The sequence below is a fragment of the Asticcacaulis sp. MM231 genome (genome assembly GCF_964186625.1).
Classification (GTDB): domain Bacteria; phylum Pseudomonadota; class Alphaproteobacteria; order Caulobacterales; family Caulobacteraceae; genus Asticcacaulis.
In genome coordinates this window covers 2,639,367-2,657,286 of the sequence record NZ_OZ075108.1, presented here as the reverse complement: position 1 = coordinate 2,657,286, position 17,920 = coordinate 2,639,367, and the positions used below count along the sequence as shown (strand labels likewise).

The 17,920-nt window shown below is 58.6% G+C and carries 15 protein-coding genes and 1 pseudogene; 7 read left to right on the top strand and 9 right to left on the bottom strand.

Annotated features, from left to right (window positions below; all coding sequences use genetic code 11):
• Window positions 1-30: 30 nt before the first annotated feature.
• On the top strand, window positions 31-840 hold the full coding sequence (locus ABQ278_RS13050) for a hypothetical protein (RefSeq protein ID WP_349319967.1): 810 nt from the start codon (window positions 31-33) through the stop codon (window positions 838-840).
• Here ABQ278_RS13050 and ABQ278_RS13045 read toward each other — a convergent pair.
• Entirely contained in the window at window positions 828-1,538 is a 711-nt protein-coding gene (locus ABQ278_RS13045) for a response regulator transcription factor (protein ID WP_349319966.1), read from the bottom strand. The genes ABQ278_RS13050 and ABQ278_RS13045 overlap by 13 nt on opposite strands.
• Entirely contained in the window at window positions 1,539-4,796 is a 3,258-nt protein-coding gene (locus tag ABQ278_RS13040; protein WP_349319982.1) for an autotransporter domain-containing protein, read from the bottom strand.
• Between the two features lie 471 nt (window positions 4,797-5,267).
• Here ABQ278_RS13040 and ABQ278_RS13035 point away from each other — a divergent pair, with 471 nt between their 5' ends.
• Window positions 5,268-6,305 carry an IS110 family transposase gene (locus ABQ278_RS13035; protein ID WP_349319963.1) on the top strand — a complete coding sequence of 346 codons (1,038 nt, stop codon included), beginning with the start codon at window positions 5,268-5,270 and terminating at the stop codon, window positions 6,303-6,305.
• Between the two features lie 237 nt (window positions 6,306-6,542).
• Here ABQ278_RS13035 and ABQ278_RS13030 read toward each other — a convergent pair whose 3' ends face one another.
• Window positions 6,543-7,322: a methyltransferase gene (locus ABQ278_RS13030; protein WP_349319981.1), complete on the bottom strand. Its 780-nt coding sequence runs from the start codon at window positions 7,320-7,322 to the stop codon at window positions 6,543-6,545.
• Between the two features lie 183 nt (window positions 7,323-7,505).
• On the opposite strand from ABQ278_RS13030, the gene ABQ278_RS13025 reads away from it, so the two are divergent.
• On the top strand, window positions 7,506-8,807 hold the full coding sequence (locus ABQ278_RS13025) for an IS701 family transposase (protein WP_349319980.1): 1,302 nt from the start codon (window positions 7,506-7,508) through the stop codon (window positions 8,805-8,807).
• A 45-nt stretch (window positions 8,808-8,852) separates the two neighbouring features.
• On the opposite strand, the gene ABQ278_RS13020 is transcribed toward ABQ278_RS13025, so the two are convergent.
• The 4 genes and pseudogenes from ABQ278_RS13020 to ileS form a co-directional block, all read right to left on the bottom strand.
• The gene (locus ABQ278_RS13020) at window positions 8,853-9,932 is read right to left on the bottom strand and encodes an IS630 family transposase (protein WP_349319979.1); all 1,080 of its coding nucleotides are present in this window, start codon (window positions 9,930-9,932) and stop codon (window positions 8,853-8,855) included.
• A gap of 71 nt (window positions 9,933-10,003) precedes the next feature.
• On the bottom strand, window positions 10,004-10,564 hold the full coding sequence (locus ABQ278_RS13015) for a DUF3035 domain-containing protein (RefSeq protein ID WP_349322165.1): 561 nt from the start codon (window positions 10,562-10,564) through the stop codon (window positions 10,004-10,006).
• A gap of 84 nt (window positions 10,565-10,648) precedes the next feature.
• A complete protein-coding gene (gene lspA, locus ABQ278_RS13010; RefSeq protein ID WP_349319960.1) occupies window positions 10,649-11,194 on the bottom strand; it encodes a signal peptidase II in 546 nt (181 codons plus the stop codon).
• Window positions 11,184-14,163: pseudogene (ileS, locus tag ABQ278_RS13005) on the bottom strand (isoleucine--tRNA ligase). The gene lspA and the pseudogene ileS overlap by 11 nt, the downstream one beginning before the upstream one ends.
• A 356-nt stretch (window positions 14,164-14,519) precedes the next feature.
• Between ileS and ABQ278_RS13000 the strand changes: the two are divergent.
• The 4 genes from ABQ278_RS13000 to ABQ278_RS12985 are packed head-to-tail and all read left to right on the top strand — an operon-like array spanning window position 14,520 to window position 16,715.
• On the top strand, window positions 14,520-15,479 hold the full coding sequence (locus tag ABQ278_RS13000) for a PQQ-dependent sugar dehydrogenase (protein ID WP_349319978.1): 960 nt from the start codon (window positions 14,520-14,522) through the stop codon (window positions 15,477-15,479).
• The gene (locus ABQ278_RS12995; RefSeq protein WP_349319977.1) at window positions 15,434-15,628 is read left to right on the top strand and encodes a PQQ-dependent sugar dehydrogenase; all 195 of its coding nucleotides are present in this window, start codon (window positions 15,434-15,436) and stop codon (window positions 15,626-15,628) included. Before ABQ278_RS13000 ends, ABQ278_RS12995 begins: the two co-directional genes overlap by 46 nt.
• Window positions 15,629-15,686: 58 nt before the next feature.
• A complete protein-coding gene (locus ABQ278_RS12990; protein ID WP_349319957.1) occupies window positions 15,687-16,304 on the top strand; it encodes a GyrI-like domain-containing protein in 618 nt (205 codons plus the stop codon).
• Between the two features lie 57 nt (window positions 16,305-16,361).
• Window positions 16,362-16,715: a hypothetical protein gene (locus tag ABQ278_RS12985; RefSeq protein ID WP_349319956.1), complete on the top strand. Its 354-nt coding sequence runs from the start codon at window positions 16,362-16,364 to the stop codon at window positions 16,713-16,715.
• Between the two features lie 171 nt (window positions 16,716-16,886).
• On the opposite strand, the gene ABQ278_RS12980 is transcribed toward ABQ278_RS12985, so the two are convergent.
• Both ABQ278_RS12980 and ABQ278_RS12975 read right to left on the bottom strand, forming a co-directional pair.
• Entirely contained in the window at window positions 16,887-17,522 is a 636-nt protein-coding gene (locus ABQ278_RS12980) for a hypothetical protein (RefSeq protein WP_349319976.1), read from the bottom strand.
• A gap of 223 nt (window positions 17,523-17,745) precedes the next feature.
• A complete protein-coding gene (locus ABQ278_RS12975; RefSeq protein WP_349319975.1) occupies window positions 17,746-17,919 on the bottom strand; it encodes a TonB-dependent receptor plug domain-containing protein in 174 nt (57 codons plus the stop codon).
• Window position 17,920: the final 1 nt, after the last annotated feature.

Below are 17,920 nucleotides of genomic sequence, written 5' to 3'. Positions count from 1 at the left end.
CTCGATGATCCCGGCAAGCGCAAGGCCGATGTGGTCTATGAATGGGATGCGCCGGGCACGCAGAAAGCCTATGTCTACCCGAACCTGTCGGCGCAGATGCGCTCCAATGGCGTGCAGGTGGCGGCGCAATTTCAATATGATATGGCGGTTGAGGCCGACAAGAACGTGGTGTGGCCGCGTCATTATCTCAACTGGCTCTATACGCCGGAGCGCACCGTCGCCTTTATGATCGCCGGTGAAACCTTCCGCGATGGCGCGTTGAAAGAGCCGTTCGCCGATAGCGATACTCATAGCTTCGGCCACACCACGACGTCGTTTTCCAGCGACGTGGCGATCTATAATGATGATGACACCCTGATGTACAGCCGCAGTATTCCGGCGGCTTTGGCGCCGAAGGTTTCCCCCGATCTCAAGCGCGTGGTGGGCGTGGGCACCTCATCGGTGGCGACCTATGATGGCAGCGGTCTTTATGAGTTGATGAAAGGTGAGGGCGGACGGATCGAACTGACGCTCAATCCTGATGTCGATGTGAAAACGCGGACCTACAAGATGGATGGCCGCAGCCTTCAGTCGACCGTGACCGGCGATCCCTCATGCTATTGCGGGCTCGATCCGAACAAGGTGGCCGATACGCGCACCCTGGCATCGCGAACGCACAGTTTCAGCCTGCAATGGCCGGGGGTGACGACGTTTCGGGTGACGCAGAAGACGGGGAATCTGGAAACCGAGATTGGCCATTTCCGCGCCGGCGATCCGGTGCCGGTGACGGCGGGTGAGGTGGTGGCCAGGAGCAAGCCGGTCAAGGCAGAGGCTACGGTTTATGTGTTTTATCCGGAATAGTCTTCCTTAACGCGCATTCGATACCCCTTGCCGTGGACCGTCTGGATAATATCGAACGGTGACTGTTCAAACAATTTGGCGCGCAGGCGGTTGACAAGCAGGTCGACGCCACGTGAAGGCATGGCAAGTTCGCCGTCCGACGTGAGGTGCACCTGGATATCCTGCCGCGTCAGGGTGTAACCGGCGCGATCGAGAAACAGCCGTATGACGCGGTATTCATTAGGCGACAGCCTGAGCACTGTGCCATCCTCATGCGTCAGCAGGCGGCGGGAGTTATCGAGTGTCCAGCCAAAAAAACGACTGAGGGCATGGCGCTCCGGTGCCTTATAGCGGCTGCGCAGGATGGTGCGGATGCGCGCCACCAGTTCGCGCGGATTGAACGGCTTGGCCATGAAATCGTCGGCGCCCAGTTCAAGGCCTATGATACGGTCAATGGCGTCGGCCCTATCGCTGACAATGATCAGCGGCGCCGGCGCCACCCAGGACTTGGTAGCCTGGGTGATCGACAGGTCGGTATCGTGTCGGTTAGGAAAATCAAGCACAGCCAGATGGAAGCGTCCGGCCGGGCTCTCATGATGGCGCTCGTTGAGATAGACGACATCGAGATCGAAACCGGCGTCGCAAAGCTCGGTCGCCGGAACCGGCTGGCCGCCACGGCCGGTCCGTATGAAAAGGATGCGTGCCTCCCCAGCGTCCACCTAGAACTGGAACCGTGTGCGCAGCGAGATCGAAGTGTTGGTATAGGCGTCGGTCTTCTCGTATGCGGCTTCTATGGCGAAATAGCTGTAGGGGTTATCAGCCGAGATACGGAAACCGGCCACAGGCCCGCCGCCTTCGATATTGCCGCCGCTGAGGGTGAAGGGATCGCCGCTGGCGAAACTGGCCACGGTATCGGCCAGCGTGGCCGAGATGTTCTGTTTATAGCCGAGCCATAGCTCTGGCTTGATCATTCCAGTCTTATAGCTGACATTGACTTGCGCGGTCGAGCTCAGGAGATGGCCCTCGCGCTCATCGATCGTCAGATCGAAATAATCACCGCCCCCCGATTCGGCGTGCTTGCTTTCATTCAGGCCGTAATAATCGATAAACACCTGCGGTGTGACCCCGAGCTTGCCGGAGGTAAGGTCGTAGGACGCCCCGGCGCCGGCGCTGGTCGAATAACCGTCCCACTTGGCGATGGCGGTGTGGCTGACCGTGGTGGTTAGCAGATTGCGCGTGGTTTTGAACTGGGCGTAGCCGGCACCGGCATGGGCCCAGCCCTTGAATGCGCCCGAGTTAAGGCGCCAGTAACCACCTAAGGTAATATCTGAAACCGAAGCGATTTCGTTACCGATGGCGAAGGTGTCTTTCGGCGATGACGAGGTCAGCGACATGTAGGCGCCGACCATCTGGTTGCCATAGACCTGACGTTCCCGGCCGCCGGCGAAGCTGAAGCCTGTTGAACTGAAGCCCGCCGTATCGCTATAGCCGCGCTTGGTGTTGAAGCCATATTCCTGGAGCCAGTACTGGCCGCCGTTATTGTCGGGGATAACGGTCAGGTTGCCGAGGGAGCGGTTGAGCGCTGAGGCGCCGACGGACAGACTGAGCAGGTTTTCACCCGAATAGTCCGGCAGGTATTGGTTATAGACCTGATCGAAACTGGCCTTGGTGGTCTGGCTAAGAAGAGCGCTGTCTGCACCGGAATCCTGCGCCACAATGGCCAGAATGGGCTTCAAAGCGTTATACTGGTTGTCGGAATAGCCGGCTTCTTCCTGAGTTTTGAGGCGGAAGTTGGCGTAAAGCTCAGTGCCGGCCGTATTGGTCTCCAGGTCGGCATGATAGAGATAAGGAATATAGCCGTCGAGCGTCGAGGTCGTCATGTTGCCGAGACTAAAGCTCGAAGCGGTCATCACTTTGAAGGTGGACGGTGTGATCAGGATCTTGTCGAGCGTCAGGTAGAGAAGGGCATCGTCATCAAAGACCGCTGCCCCACTATTGATAAGGATCGGTGTATCTGGATTGTCGACCCCAAGTGTCAGGGCCAGGGTACTGTCGGCGCCGACATGCAGACTGGATAGCAAAACTGAACTGCCGGCGGTCAGGCCTGCGCTGGCGCCTGAATTGATGTTCATGGCGATCTCGCCGGTCGAGGTCATCTTGCCGAGGAAAATGGCGTCATCGGTCAGAGTGAAGCTGCCGGTGCCAGCGCCGTAATCGATGTTGCCGTAGATATAGCCGCCGGAAGACGAGATCGAATCGTTACCCGAACCCAGAAGGATATTGCCGTAGATATAGGGCGCGGCGATGTCCTCATCGTCATCGCTGTCGGTCGCATTGTTATCGACCTGGGTGATGGTGACACCGGTGGTGTTGGCGCGGAGATCCATGGCGGTCGCAGTGCCGGTAATGGTCTCGGTCACATCGTCGCCGTCATCGTCGGTGGCGGTTATGGTGGCACTGATCGCGCCACTGTTGGTGATGGTGGAAAGGGTACCTGAAGCATCAATGATGGCTGTGGCGCTACCCGTAGAACCACTGGAGGAAGCGTAGATGCCGGAACTGGCAGAGACATTGACCGTCGACAGGCTGGCGCCGGAAGAGATGCTGAGCGCCGTGGCCTTGCCGACATTCGAGACGGTGTAAGACGTGATATTACCGTCATCATCTTCTGTGGTGGTGAGGTAGCGTGTGGTGGTGGCGCTGATGCTGCCGCCATTGATATCGAGTTCCGGTGTCGTGGCGCCATCGAGCAGCGAGACCGCCGTGGTGTCGCCTCCATAAGATGTGGAGGTCACTGAGCCTTCTATGCCGATTCCATTGGCGATGGTGGTGGCATAGCCGGTGCCGCCAATAACCAGGGCATTGGAGGTGATGCCCGGATGGACGCCATAAGCCCCAACGCTGCCGCGGATCAGCAGGCCATAGTTGACGGAGGGCGGATCTATGGCGGTTGAGGTATAGGTCAGGCCGCCCAGAGTGATGTCCTCGGTTGTTGAGCCGATGACAAGCGCTGGTGCGCTGCCATACTGTGCGAGGGCGGCCGTGCTTTGGTCACTGTCGGTTAGACCATCGCCGTCTTCGTCGGTATTGTCGTCATCTTCACTGGTTACAGACGAACCGAGTAAAACGCCGTTGGCGACATTGCTGGCAATGGTGACGAGCGGGCCTGCCTGCAACAGATTGTTGGCCGGAATCAGGTTGTCGTAGACATCCTGGCTGAGCGCCGAGGTCGAACTGTAGGCGTAGCCGGTATAGGTGCCATCGATCAGCAGGCTGCCGCCGAGATCGCCGGTGATCTTGATAGCCGAGGCATTTTCGCCAACGGCCGTGACTGAACCCGACAGATAGACGTTGCCGGTGACGCCCTTTTCCAGCGAGATGCCGGTCGAATTGTCACCGATCAGCGTCATGCTGCCGTCATAGGTGAAGGCGCCGTCTATATTGTTTTCGAAGCGGATTCCGTAAGAGTTGTTGCCCTCGACATCGATCGCCGAGCCGCTGACGATATCTATATCGCCCACGAACGGGGATGTTCCGATGGAGTGGATACCGTATCGGCCTGTGCCCTCTGCCCACGGTGCTTCGACATAGCCATCTTCGGATTCGTCCAGGCTGGTGGTGTCCTCAGCCGTATAGTCGTCGGTGACCGTAATGTCGCCCGTAAAGGTGAGGGCAGCGGTGCGATCGACATAGTCGGTGATCAGGATGCCGGTCGAGCCCGATTCGGATTCTGACATATCTATAGCGCCGGCGAAGCTCATGGTGTTGTTGCTGTCGACCGTAATGGCCGTACCGCTGGTCAGGGTGATCGTGCCATCGGAGGTAACGGTCAGATCGCCTGTCGTGCTGGTGACCAGCGGAGTTGTCGTCGACGAAGAGATGCTGGTTTCAGCGAGTGCCTGACCGGTGAAGGGGATAAGGCCTCCACCCAGAACGAGCCCAAGGGCGGTGGCGGTCAGAAGGCTGTTTTTGCGCATGTCGTCGGTTTTCCAATGGGTTCGCGTGCGGCGGGCAGGCGGGTGGCCGGAACATGGAAAATCAGGAGGGCGCCAATAAGTCGTCTATACGACAGTGTCGAAACGCTGCGACAAAACGGTAAGGATTTGGCAGCTTTGGGGCTGAAATGAGGCGCGGGGGTGGTACTAAGGTGTAATTGGCATGGCTCTGTAACATTGCCCAGATAAGGACGCGTGACTATCTAAGCTGACACAGGCAGTTATTAAGTCCTAAACCCAGGTGGTCATCTGAGCCGTTGCCAGCGCTTACCGGTCTTGCACTCGCGTAAATGGCCAGTTTCTGAAATAGCCCTGCATACAGGCCCTAAAGATGGGGTAACGGGCCGGCTTTAGCCAGGGCTTGCGCTTTGGTGGTCGTCCCTCAGAATGATGGTGTCATCAACCAACGGCGTCAGGTTAGTGGCCTGCGCCAAGCATCATCGAGAGACGACCATGAAATACTATGCCGGAATTGATGTGTCTTTGGAACGTTCAAGTGTATGCGTTGTCGATGCGGCGGGCAAAATTTGTCGCGAAGGCGAAGCGTTGAGCGATCCTGAATCCCTGGTCGCGTGGTTTGCGGCCTTCGGAGCTGAGCTCGAGCTCATCGGCCTTGAAGCCGGTCCGTTGTCGCAATGGCTCTATGCCGAGATGACGGCCAAAGGGTTATCCTGCGAACTGATCGAGACCCGGCATGTGCGCACGGCGTTTAAAATTATGCCGGTCAAGACCGACAAGAAGGATGCTCGCGGCATTGCTCAACTGATGCGGCTGGGCTGGTTCCGCCCTGTACATTGCAAATCTCAGCCGGCTCAGGAAGTCCGTGCGGTCTTGACCGCACGCAAGCTTCTGCAAACAAAGCTTCTAGACATCGAGAAAAGTCTTCGTGGTATTCTTCGGGGCTTTGGCCTGAAGGTCGGCGCCATATCAACCGGAGGATTCGAAGCTCGGATACTTGAACTTTGCGAAGGTCATGAGACGCTGACGCAGATCGCCAGGTCAATACTCGACGCCCGACAGGCCCTTCTGGAGCAGTTCAACCTTCTCCATCGAAAGGTTCTAGCTATGGCAAAGGCCGACCAGCGAACGTGTCGACTGATGACCATACCCGGCGTCGGCCCTCTAACCTCGCTGACTTTTGTATCTGCTATCGACCAAGCCGAGCGGTTCTCCTCGTCACGCGACATTGGTCCACACTTCGGACTGACCCCGCGAAAGTATCAGTCAGGAGAAACAGACTACACCGGCCGCATCTCAAAGACGGGGGATGCCAGCGTACGCACAGCTCTTTACGAGGCGGCGAACACAATCATGATCCGGCCCAGCAAAGCCATACGCCTGAAAGCGTGGGCGACAGCGATTGCCACGCGCTCGGGCCTGAAAAAGGCCAAGGTCGCCTTGGCCAGGAAGCTCGGCGTCATCATGCATGCCATGCTCCGCAATGGGCAGGACTTTGCGGCTACCCAAACAGAAAGGGCTGCCATGGCCTGACATATTACACCCTCAGGCCGCTCTACCATCCTCGGCCTGAGCCAGGTCCCTTCGCCGGGACGCGAGGATCGGTCAGACCGCATGTCCGCTCGCAGCCGAATAGGACTGCGACCTAAAGATTGGTCGGCCGAGCCTTTTTCCTACACCATCATGCAGCGCTCTCAGAGATGACTGCGGACAGAAGCACGAAGCCGGCGATCGGAAATGGCTCAAAAGGGATTGACTTTAAGTGGCCCGTTACAGAAGCGGACGCTTGAAAACCAGGGCCATGCGATCGGTCTTGCCGCGGACCTGCGGATCAAACACGATCTTCGTATGGTCATCGGCCGGATTAGCAAGAGTATTGCTATCCGCAACCAGCTCAAAGCCCGCCGCCTTGAAATCGGCCAGAACGCTCGCCTTTTCAATGCGATGCAGGCTATTTGTGGCGCTGGTTCCTGCGCCGGCTACGGTGGCGTGGTCGGTTACGATGACAAGGCCGCCCGGCTTGAGCGCCGACAGCAGGGCCTTGTCGAGCATCAGGGCATCGTGGCCCTTTTCATTGTAGGTGTCGTGGTAGACCGTGCCGATAAAGATGACATCGTAAGGCACAGCAGGCACGGGGATCTTGTCGAAATCGGCGGTGAGCAAATGCACATTGGGACGCGCGGCGGCCATGGCGTCACGCGCCGGCCCCATCTTGTAGCCATCGACCCAGCCCTGAGGATTTTGCGAATCAACCTGACCGGAGCACACCGCGGCTGACAGCAGCATTGAGGCGTAGCCCTGGCCGGCGCCCATATCGAGGACATGATCGCCCGGTTTGACGTGAGACAGTACAAAGCGTGTTTCACTCAGGCGGTGAGCATCGTTATCGCGCTGATGGGCGGGACGGTCGGTTTTGGCCAGCACCGCCTCGACACGGGTGTCGAGCGTGGCGCCTGGCGCACATTCGGGTGCGGTTTCGGCCATGGCGGCGCCGGATAAAGCGCCGAAGGACAGCGCCAGGGCGAGACAGAGGATACGCTGCGATACCATGGTATTTCTCCCGAAATTGATTATTGGCCAAAGAAAAAAGGCGCTCAGAAAGAACGCCTTTTTCACATATCTCACAAGTAAATTCTCGGTAACCTAGCACTACTTTGGCAGAAAATGAATTTTGAGGATTCCCCCGGCTGACATTGCGTGATTTATAGAGAGCCAGCTTTAAGGAGACTGGCGATGTCGGAACATTGGCGCGTAGATTTGGAAGATTGGTTGACGCCCTTCCTGGTGGCCTTGCGGCATAAGACCCGGATGCGGCTGTGCCCTGCCTATATTGCAGGCCTGATTGGCCCGGGTGACCGCAAGAGTGTCCAGCCGATGGCCGCCCGCGATGGCGAGTTTGGCTATGACCAACTCCATCATTTTGTCTCTGACGGCGTTTGGGAAAGTGGACCGCTTGAAGCCGTTCTCCTGAAGGAGGCCGACCGTCTGGTGGGGGATGATGCCGGTTATCTTGTCATCGATGACACGGCGCTGCCGAAAAAGGGCAGCCATTCGGTTGGCGTGGCGGCGCAATATGCTTCCTCGCTTGGCAAGACGTCCAACTGCCAGTCGCTTGTTTCGGTGACGCTGGCATCGCGCGAAGTGCCTGTGATGGTGGGCCTGCGCCTGTTCTTGCCCGAGAGTTGGACGAATGATGTCGCGCGGATGAACCGGGCTCGGGTCCCGCAAGAATGCCAGGTTGCCCTGACAAAGCCGGAGATCGCCATTGAGGAAATTGATCGTGTTATAGCCTCTGGGGCCCGGTTCGGGTGCGTGCTGGCCGATGCTGGCTATGGGTCAAGCGGGCCGTTCCGCGAGGCCCTGAGCAAGCGCGACCTGTTGTGGGCCGTCGGCATATCACGGCGTCAGAATGTGTATCAGGCAGACGTCGGCCTAATCTTCCCGGAAGCGGCAACCGGAAGGCGGCGCAAATACCATGTCCCTGACGATGTTGCTGTCTCTGCCGAAAAGATGTTGGCTGATGGGAAATGGAAGAAAGTAAGTTGGCGGCGCGGAACCAAAGGCAAGCTGAACTGCCAGTTTGCCGCTTGCCGCGTTCGGGTCGCAGATGGCCACAGGCATCGTATGAGCGACGGTCGTGTCCAAGCCATGCCTGGCGAGGAGGAGGTCTGGCTGGTCGGGGAAAGGCGTTCAACCGGAGAACAGAAATACTACCTGTCAAACCTGCCTGCCGACGCCCCCCTCAAGATGCTAGCCGCGGCTATCAAGGCAAGGTGGATCTGCGAACAGGCACATCAGCAACTCAAGGAAGAGCTTGGGCTTGATCACTTCGAAGGCAGGTCATGGACCGGTTTGCACCGACATTGTCTAATGGCGATGATCGCTTTTGCATTTCTCCAATCCCGCCGCCTCAAAGCAGCGGGACGAAAAAAAAAGAGTTGGGGGGCCACCGCCTCAGCCGACAATGCCCGCCATCCGCCAGGCCATTCTCGACCTCTTCATGCGACCGCCACCAAGGCGCTGTCCCCACTGTGACAAACGCCTCGCCGAGCCCGCCAAGAATAATATGCCAAAGTAGTGCTAGTGTTGTGACTTTAACGCCTGTCGCCCCCTGGCGACCTTTTCAAGAATGTCTGTAGCGGATTTGGTCCAAACGAAGGGCTTTGGATCGGCGTTGTGATGATCGAGATAGTCTTGAATTGCGCCTTCGAGTTCGGCGACACTCTTGAACACGCCGCAGCGGATGCGATCGCCTGTTATCAAGCCGAAAAAGCGTTCGACCTGATTGAGCCAGGACGCCGAAGTGGGGGTGAAATGCATGTGGAAGCGAGGATGTTTGGCCAGCCATGCTTTGACCGCCGGATGCTTATGGGTGGCATAGTTGTCGGCGATCAGGTGCAGGTCGAAGCCCTTGGGCGTGCTGCGGTCGATGAGTTGAAGGAATTTGAGCCATTCCTGGTGCCGATGACGTTTCATGCATTCGCCGATCACCCTGCCGGTGGCGACATCGAGGGCGGCGAACAGTGTCGTCGTGCCATGCCGCTTATAGTCGTGGGTCATCGTTCCCGCCCGCCCCTTCTTCATTGGCAGGCCCGGTTGGGTGCGGTCCAGCGCCTGGATCTGTGACTTCTCATCGACCGAGAACACCAGTGCCCGGTCCGGCGGATCAAGATAGAGACCGACGACGTCCGTCACCTTCTCGACGAACTGCTTGTCGTTCGACAGTTTGAACGTCTTGGTCAAATGGGGCTTGAGCCCATGCGCGCTCCAAATGCGCTGTACGCTGGTGTGGCTCAGACCCACCGCCTTGGCAAGCGTGCGCGCGCTCCATTGCGTGGCAGCCGGTGGCTTCTGTCGCAGCGTCATCTCGACCACACGCGCAATGACTTCGGCGCTCAACGGCGTCTTACGGCCAGGCCGGGTCGCGTCGCGCCCAAGCCCATCGACACCCTGCTCAAGATAACGATCGCGCCAGCGGTAGGCCGTCTTCTTGGTCTTGCCCAGCGTCCGCACAATCGACGCCAAACTCGCCGCGTCCGCCCACATCAGCACGATCCGCGCACGCCAAACAAGCTTCTGCGGCGTGTTCCGGTCCGCCACCCAACCTTCCAACCGCACCCGAGCCTCAGGCGACAGCAACAGCCTTTTGTCCATGTCCATCGACACAGACTCGCATATTTGCAAGATCAAGGGAATCGATCCGTTGATTCCGCAACACTAGAGGCCTTGCTTTACAGGCCGGGCAGCTTGAACTTGCGATCCGGCTTTTGCGTGATGATGATCGGCTGCGTGCCGACCAGAGCCTTGACGCGCTCGGCCTCTGCGGTGGCGTCAACCGGAGTTGACAGGTTGCCCAGGCTGGCATTAGTGGAGGCGGCCGTGGTGTCGTCCTTCTTTTTCCAGAACATCACCTTGTCGGCGAAGGAAGGCTCCTTGTACGCCAGATCACCAAATTGATCGTCTACCACATAGCGGGCCAGCGGGTCAGCCTTGTCGGCGCCCATGCGCGCGACGAGGGCGGTTTCACCGGCTGTGCGGTTGGTGGCGTCGCGCTGACCGAGCAGGGCCTGACGGGCGGCGCTGTCGGGTTGCAGTTCCTGCGGACGGGGCTCACCGGGTGCGGGCGGACGCAGGGCGTAATCGGGCGGCACGACGAGCGGCGCCTTGGTGACCACGCGGAATTCGTCGGGCACAACCTTATTCAGGCCGAGCGCGTTCTTGGTGGACGAGCAGCCTGACAAGGCTACACCCGCCAAAATCATCAAACCCGCCGCGATCTTAACCGACTTCATCATTTGCTCCAAATTCCCCATCCGACATTTTAACCATGCGGGACTGTGAAGTGATACTTGTTTTCTACATACCTGCCAAGCGCTTTACGCCTGACCGGCATCTTTGTCCTTGGTCGTCATGTCCGCGCGGATGAAATACCACACGAGCAGGGCCACCCCGATGCAGATGGCGCTATCGGCGACATTAAAGACCCACGGGAAGATATGCGTCCCAGAAAAGTCAAGAAAATCTACCACATAGCCCAGCCGCGCCCGATCGATGCCGTTACCCAGAGCGCCACCCATGATCAGACCGAGGCTCAAGGCGGCCAACGGGCTTTTCTGGTTGCGCAGGAAATCGACAATGACCGCGGCCATGCCGAACTGAAACAGCACCAAAAGCCACCTGCCAGGGCCTTCCGAAGTCAGAAGTCCGAAGCTGATGCCTTTGTTATGAACCATGGTGAAGGAAAAGAACGGCAAAATATTGACGTGCTGTATCTCCTCCAAGCGCAGGCCGAATAAAATCCATAGCTTGCTGGCCTGATCGAGCACCAGCACGACCAGCGCCAGAAGGATGCCTTGCAGGCCAAGCGGGCTGTAAAGAGGTGTGAAATGGGGGCGCAGTTTCTGCATCAGGTTATCCGGCATGGGTTTGGTCCCACAGGGCCACGGCCTCGGCGTCACGCACCGACAGGTCGGGGTAACGCGAATCCGTGCCAACCTCGGGCAGGATGCGCCACGATCTCTGGCACTTTTGCCCTTCGGCGAGCGCGAATTCGACCGCGATCATCGGCAGGCCTTCTAGCGTAAAGGCGTGGGCCGGCGGCGAATTGGTGGTGACACTCGCCTGTGACGTGCGGAACACTTCTGCGGCGTCAATGTCCTCGAAGGCCTCAAAGGCGGCGCCATCGGCGAGATAGACCCTGGGCGCAGCTTCGAGCGCCGAGCCGATCACCTTGTCACGGCGCTTGTCTTCGAGGGCTGCGGTGACGACCGAAAGAACCGTCTCGATCTTGGCCCAACGGTCGCCTTCGGCGACATTGTGCCAGACGTCCGGCGCGGCTTCGAGCACGCGGAACAGATTGGCCTTGTCGTTCGGGTTACGTGAAGACCAGGCTTCTTCCATGGTGAAGGTCATGATCGGCGCCAGCCACAGGGTGATGCGCTCGAACAGGATGTTCATGACGGTGCGGCAGGCGCGGCGTTTCAGCGACGAGGGCGCGTCGCAATAGAGGCTGTCCTTGCGGATATCGAAATAGAGCGCGGAAAGCGTCTGGATACAGAAATCGGCGACCGGGCGAACCACGGCGGCGAAATCATAGACCTCGTAGGCGGCGCGCACCTTGGCATCGAGCGAATAGACCTCATTGAGGATATAGCGCTCCAGCGACGGCAGGTCAGCGTAATCGACAGCTTCGGCCTCGCTGTAGCCGTTGAGTGCCCCCAGCAGGTAGCGCACGGTGTTGCGCAGCTTGCGATAGGCGTCAACCGTGGTCTGGATGATCTGCTTGCCGATGCGCAGGTCTTCGGAATAGTCGGCGAAGGCGACCCACAGGCGCAGGATTTCAACGCCGGATTCCTTGGCGATATCCTGCGGGGCCACGACATTGCCCTTGGACTTCGACATCTTCTCACCCTGTTCGTCGAGAACGAAACCGTGGGTCAGGACGGCGTTATAAGGCGCGCGGCCGCGCGTGCCGCAGGATTCCAGCAAGCTTGACTGGAACCAGCCGCGGTGCTGGTCGGAGCCTTCGAGATAAAGATCGGCGGGCCAGTGTGAGTTGGCACGGCCTTCGATGGTGAAGGCGTGGGTGCAGCCGGAATTGAACCAGACGTCGAGGATGTCGGTGACCTTCTCGTAGTCGTCCGGGTTATAGCCATTACCCAGGAAGTCGGCATCGGGTCGGGTGAACCACGCATCGGCGCCGCCATCAGCGATCATCTTGATGATGCGCTCGTTGACGGCTTCGTCCTTCAGAGGTTCGCCGGTCTTCTTGTCGACAAACATGGCCAGGGGGGTGCCCCAGTTGCGCTGGCGGCTGATCAGCCAGTCCGGGCGCGTCTCGACCATGCCGCCGATACGGTTGCGGCCCTGATCGGGATAGAACGCCGTGGCGGCGATGGCGGCCATCGCCTTGTCGCGCAGGGATTTTCTGCGTTGCGCTACCGCTTCGCTGCTTGAGCGCGGCATCGCCATCCATGCGGATAAACCATTGCGGCGTGTTGCGGAAGATGACCGGGGCTTTCGAGCGCCAGGAATGCGGATAGGAGTGCTCGACCCGGCCGCGCGCCAGCAGATTGCCGGTCTCGATCAGCTTCGTCATGACCGCGCCATTGGCCTCGCCGAACTTGCCGGCCTTTTTGCCTTCGGTTTCCAGCACCTTCATACCGGCAAAGAGCGGCACGTGCGGATAGTAGGCGCCGTCGGGATCGACCGTATCGGGGATCGAATTGAGCGAGCGGCCCGATTTCAGCCAGACAAGGTAGTCGTCGGCGCCGTGGCCCGGCGCGGTATGGACAAAGCCGGTGCCAGCATCGTCGGTGACGTGATCGCCGGCCAGCATAGGCACGTCGAAGCCGTAGCCTTCATCGAGCGCGGCGAGTGGGTGCGACAGCTTGAGACCACCCAGGACGTCAGGCGGCACGTCGATAACCTGTTTCCAGGCGGTGGCGTTGGCGGCCTGCAGCACGCCTTCGGCCAGCTTTTCGGCAAGCACCAGCTTGTCGCCGGCCTTAACCCAAGGTGCGAAGCCGAGCTCTTCCTCGGTCTTCACGGCGGTCACTTCATAGACGAAGTAGGCGACCTTGGGATTGAAGCTGACCGCGCGGTTGGCGGGGATCGTCCATGGCGTCGTCGTCCAGATAACGACCGAGGCGTCTTTCAGATTGTCGAAGGCTTCGGTGGCTTCCGCCCAATCGCCGGTCTGGATCGGGAACCTGACCCAGATGGTGGGGCTGACATGCGGATGGTATTCGATCTCGGCATCGGCCAGCGCCGTGCGCTCAACCGGCGACCACATCACCGGCTTGGAACCGCGATAGAGCTGGTCCGACATCAGGAACTTGTGGAACTCAGACGTTACCTTGGCTTCGGTGGTGAAATCCATGGTGGCGTAACGGTTCTGCCATTCACCAAGCACGCCCAGGCGCTTGAATTCGTCGCGCTGGCTCTCGATCCATTTGGCGGCGTATTCGCGGCAGGCCTTGCGGAACTCGGCGGCGGGCACCTCGTCCTTCTTGCGGCCTTTGGCGCGGAATTCTTCTTCGATTTTCCATTCGATCGGCAGACCGTGGCAATCCCAGCCCGGCACATAATCGACATCATGGCCGGTCAGGAACTTCGAGCGCACGACAAAATCCTTGAGGATCTTGTTGAGGGCATGGCCTATGTGGATATTGCCGTTGGCGTAGGGCGGGCCGTCATGTAGCACGAACAGCGGCGCGCCGGCGGCCTGGCGTGCCTTGCGCACGGCGTGATAAAGATCGGCCTCATCCCACTTTTTCAGCATTTCAGGCTCAGCCTTTGGCAAGCCGGCGCGCATGGGAAATTCGGTTTCGGGCAGGAAGACGGTTTCGCGGTAATCGCGGGCCGCAGGGGCATTTTCGAATTCGGGCATGACTCTCAGGTCTTATAAAAAGATGTCGGTAATGGGGCAGGCATGTCTATTCCCAGCACAGGCGATCCTGCGCTGGGCCTCAAATTCGTATGATTTGCAAGCCTGACATCAACATGGTTCTGGCTTTAACAGAGCGTCCCAAACTTGCCTAGAGCCTTATGCCAAAAAGTGGATGCCACTTTTTGGAAAAACATAAGGCGTCACAAAGATTTACAGCCTTGAACCGATTTAACCTCATCGTTCAAGGCTATAACGCACAATAGGATAAAGTGGCTTTTTGCAAACACAAAGCCGCATTGACTTTGCCGGTGGCTCCGAACTAGCCTGCGCTCATAAAACAGCCAAGGAAGCGCCCCATGAAAGCCATCCCCGTTCTCAGTCTCGCCCTGCTGGTCCTGACCGCCGGCGCCTGTCAGGCGCAAACCCCCGCGGAATTGGGCGCCGCGCCCTTCACCGTCACCGAGGTGGCGCGCTTCGATCAGCCCTGGGCGATGGTCTTTCTGCCCGGTGGCGACGCGCTCATCACTGAAAAGGCTGGCAAGCTGAAATGGCTGTCCGGCAAGACCATCAGGGAGGTGGCCGGTGCGCCCAAGGTGCTTGAGGAAGGCCAGGGCGGTTTCGGCGATGTGGCCCTGGCGCCGGATTTCGCGCAATCGGGTATGATTTATCTGAGTTGGGTCGAAGAAGGCGAAGGCAGCCTCAGCGGCGCCGTGGTCGGTCGCGGCAAGCTGACGCTCGATGCGGCCAATCCGCGTGTTGAGGGGCTTGAGGTCATCTGGTGGCAGACCAAGGTGGAAGGCGACGGGCACTTCTCGCACCGCCTGCTGTTCTCGCCGGATGGCAAATATCTTTACGTGACCTCTGGCGAGCGGCAGAAAAAGACGCCCGCGCAGGATCTCACGGTCAATCTCGGCAAGGTGCTGCGCCTTACGCCCGATGGCAAGCCGGCGCCGGGCAATCCCTTCGCCGGCAAGGGCGGGCAGTCGGCGGAAATCTGGAGCTATGGCCACCGCAATCTGTATGGGCTCGGTTTCGATAAGGTCGGCCGTTTGTGGGAAAACGAGATGGGGCCGCAGGGCGGCGATGAGGTCAATCTGATCGCGGCGGGCAAGAATTACGGCTGGCCTATTGTTTCCAACGGTAGCGACTATGACGACACCGATATTCCGGATCATTCGACGCGGCCGGAATTCGAGGCGCCGAAGGTGTGGTGGAATCCGTCGATCTCCCCGTCTTCCATGCTGATCTATACAGGCAAAAAATTCCCGAAATGGCAGGGCGACATGTTCATCACGGCGCTTTCGGGCAGGCCCTGATCCGTGTCCATCTCGATGGTGACAAGGCCACCAAGGGCGATCAGTGGCCGATGGAGCGCCTGCGTGAAGTCGAGCAGGGGCCTGACGGTGATATCTATCTGCTGGAGGATGGTGACGGGCGGTTGCTCAAGCTTTCGCCGAAAGCCTGATCCTGCTGGCAGATTTTGGCATCAGGCCGGTTATTCTGCTCAAAACAGGAGACCGGAATTGAGCAAGATCGATCTGAAAACGGAATATAAGTCGCTGTATAGCGCCACGTCGAAGGACTTTGCGCTGATCGAGGTGCCATCGCTGCACTATCTGATGTTCGATGGTGTGGGCGATCCCAACACCGCGCCGGCATATGCCCAGGCCATCGAGGCGCTCTATTCCTTGTCCTACACGCTCAAATTCATGAGCAAGCGCGCGTTTGACCGCGATTATGTCGTCGGGCCGCTGGAAGGTCTGTGGTGGGCCAGGGACATGAAGACCTTCGTCACGCGCGAAAAGTCAAAATGGTCATGGACCATGATGATCCTGCAACCGGACTGGATCGAAAAAGGCCACCTGTGCGCCGCGCTCAGCGAGGTGGTGATGAAAAAAGGCCTGCCGGGACTTGAAAAGGTGCGGCTGGAACGGCTGGACGAGGGTTTGAGCGCCCAGATTCTGCATGTCGGCCCTTATGATGATGAAGGGCCGGTTTTACAGCGGCTGCATGAAGAGTGGCTACCGGCACAGGGGTTGATCGAAACCGGTAAGCATCACGAAATCTATCTTAGCGATCCACGCAAGACGGCGCCGGAAAAGTTGAAAACCATCCTGCGTCAGCCGGTAAAAAAGCGTTAGAGCACTGGACTTGCCGGGAAAGGGACGGCATTTTGCCCGCAGTAGCGGCGGAGTGTTATGCGTATCAAGTGGATCAGTGGCGTGGTGGTGATGACTTTGGCGGTAGCGCTGGTCAGCCGACTGGGGAGTAACGCCGATGCGGCCATTCGTTCCCATTGCACCGCTATTGGTCTGGAACTGCGGGTTCGTGCCGCTAAGAAGGCCAAAGACATGGCGGCCTTACGCAAACGGGGCGCCGATCCCGTTGTGATGACGCAGTGGGACGTCTATATCAGCCATGTTGACGCCATGGGGCGCACACTGATCGATAATTTCAGCGAGCCTGAGCCGCCACGCCCGCGCGATACGGCTGCCATGCGACGTCTCGATCTCGACAGCCTGACCCATGCGGGCGAAGGCTGTACCGGTTAAGCTTGGAAATAGGCCCGCGCCTTGGCCGCATCGCCCTGGATGGCGATCTTCCGACCGGACCGGCAGGAGGATCGAAGATATCCGGTGGTTCAGCGTAAGAGAGACACCCTTCGTCGTGGCCTTCGCGCTGGTGCGCGCTTCTTCGGAAATCGAGTTGGTATTGTTCCGGCGTCAGAGCCGTGAACAGTTTGGCTGGATCAGCGTTGAAGATATCGTAACCATCCGAATCCACGCCCTGGAGACTTCACCCAGGTAGAAGGCATTGGCCTTGGCGGCAACAATCTGTGGAATTTTGATCGTGCTGGAATATTGCGAATAATTCAAAGCGGCTTCATAGGTCCACTGTTCGCCAAACTGTCCGCGAATGCCCGGCGACACCGATATGGTCGATGAGTGGTTGGTGATCATGCCTTTTTTCAGACCACCCATTTCCTCCGGCATGAACACGCGCGACCAGTTTTCACAGCTGCCGGAATATTCATTATAGAAGTCGGAGGTACTGCCATCGGGCAGTTGATAGCGCCAGTAGGTGACATCGTTCATCAGGGCCGTGTCGCTGGTGCCAAACACTTCGGCGAACAGGCTTGTCGTATCATTGAGTTGATAATTGATGTTGGTGAAGGTGTTGAGCGCTTCTCTTTGCGATAAAATAGTGCCGTATGAAACAGCCGTAGGCGAGGCGCAATAGTAATCGTCAAAACGGTCGGTCGTTTTAACGACCGTGCCGCCCGCCAGCTTCGCCAGATCAGAACAGTCCGTTCCGCCCTCGGTGGCGATGTAGGCGTCATCGTCATAGCGCTGCGCCACCTTGAACGGGAAACGGGCGCGCGCTGTCGGCGCGTCATCGCGGGAATCTGAATGTCGCGGTCAAAAGCCCACAGAGGATCTTGCTTATCGTATTGCGCGCCAAAGGTAACGCTCAGGCGGTCTTTATTAAATCCGGTCGCCAGTGACAGGCGGTGGCTGGCACCACCACCGTGCTCGGTCATGCCGTAACGATAGTTGAGTGTGGTGTCCTCAACATTTTTCTTCATGGAGAGTTTACTACACCCGCAATGGCGTCCGAACCATAGATGGCGGAGGCCGAACCTGACAAAACCTCAACGCGGTCGATGAGAGCGGCAGGAATATTGGAAATATCGGTAAAGTTGCTCAGTCCGTTAAACGGCATCGGGAAGTCAGCCACGCGACGTCCGTTGATCATG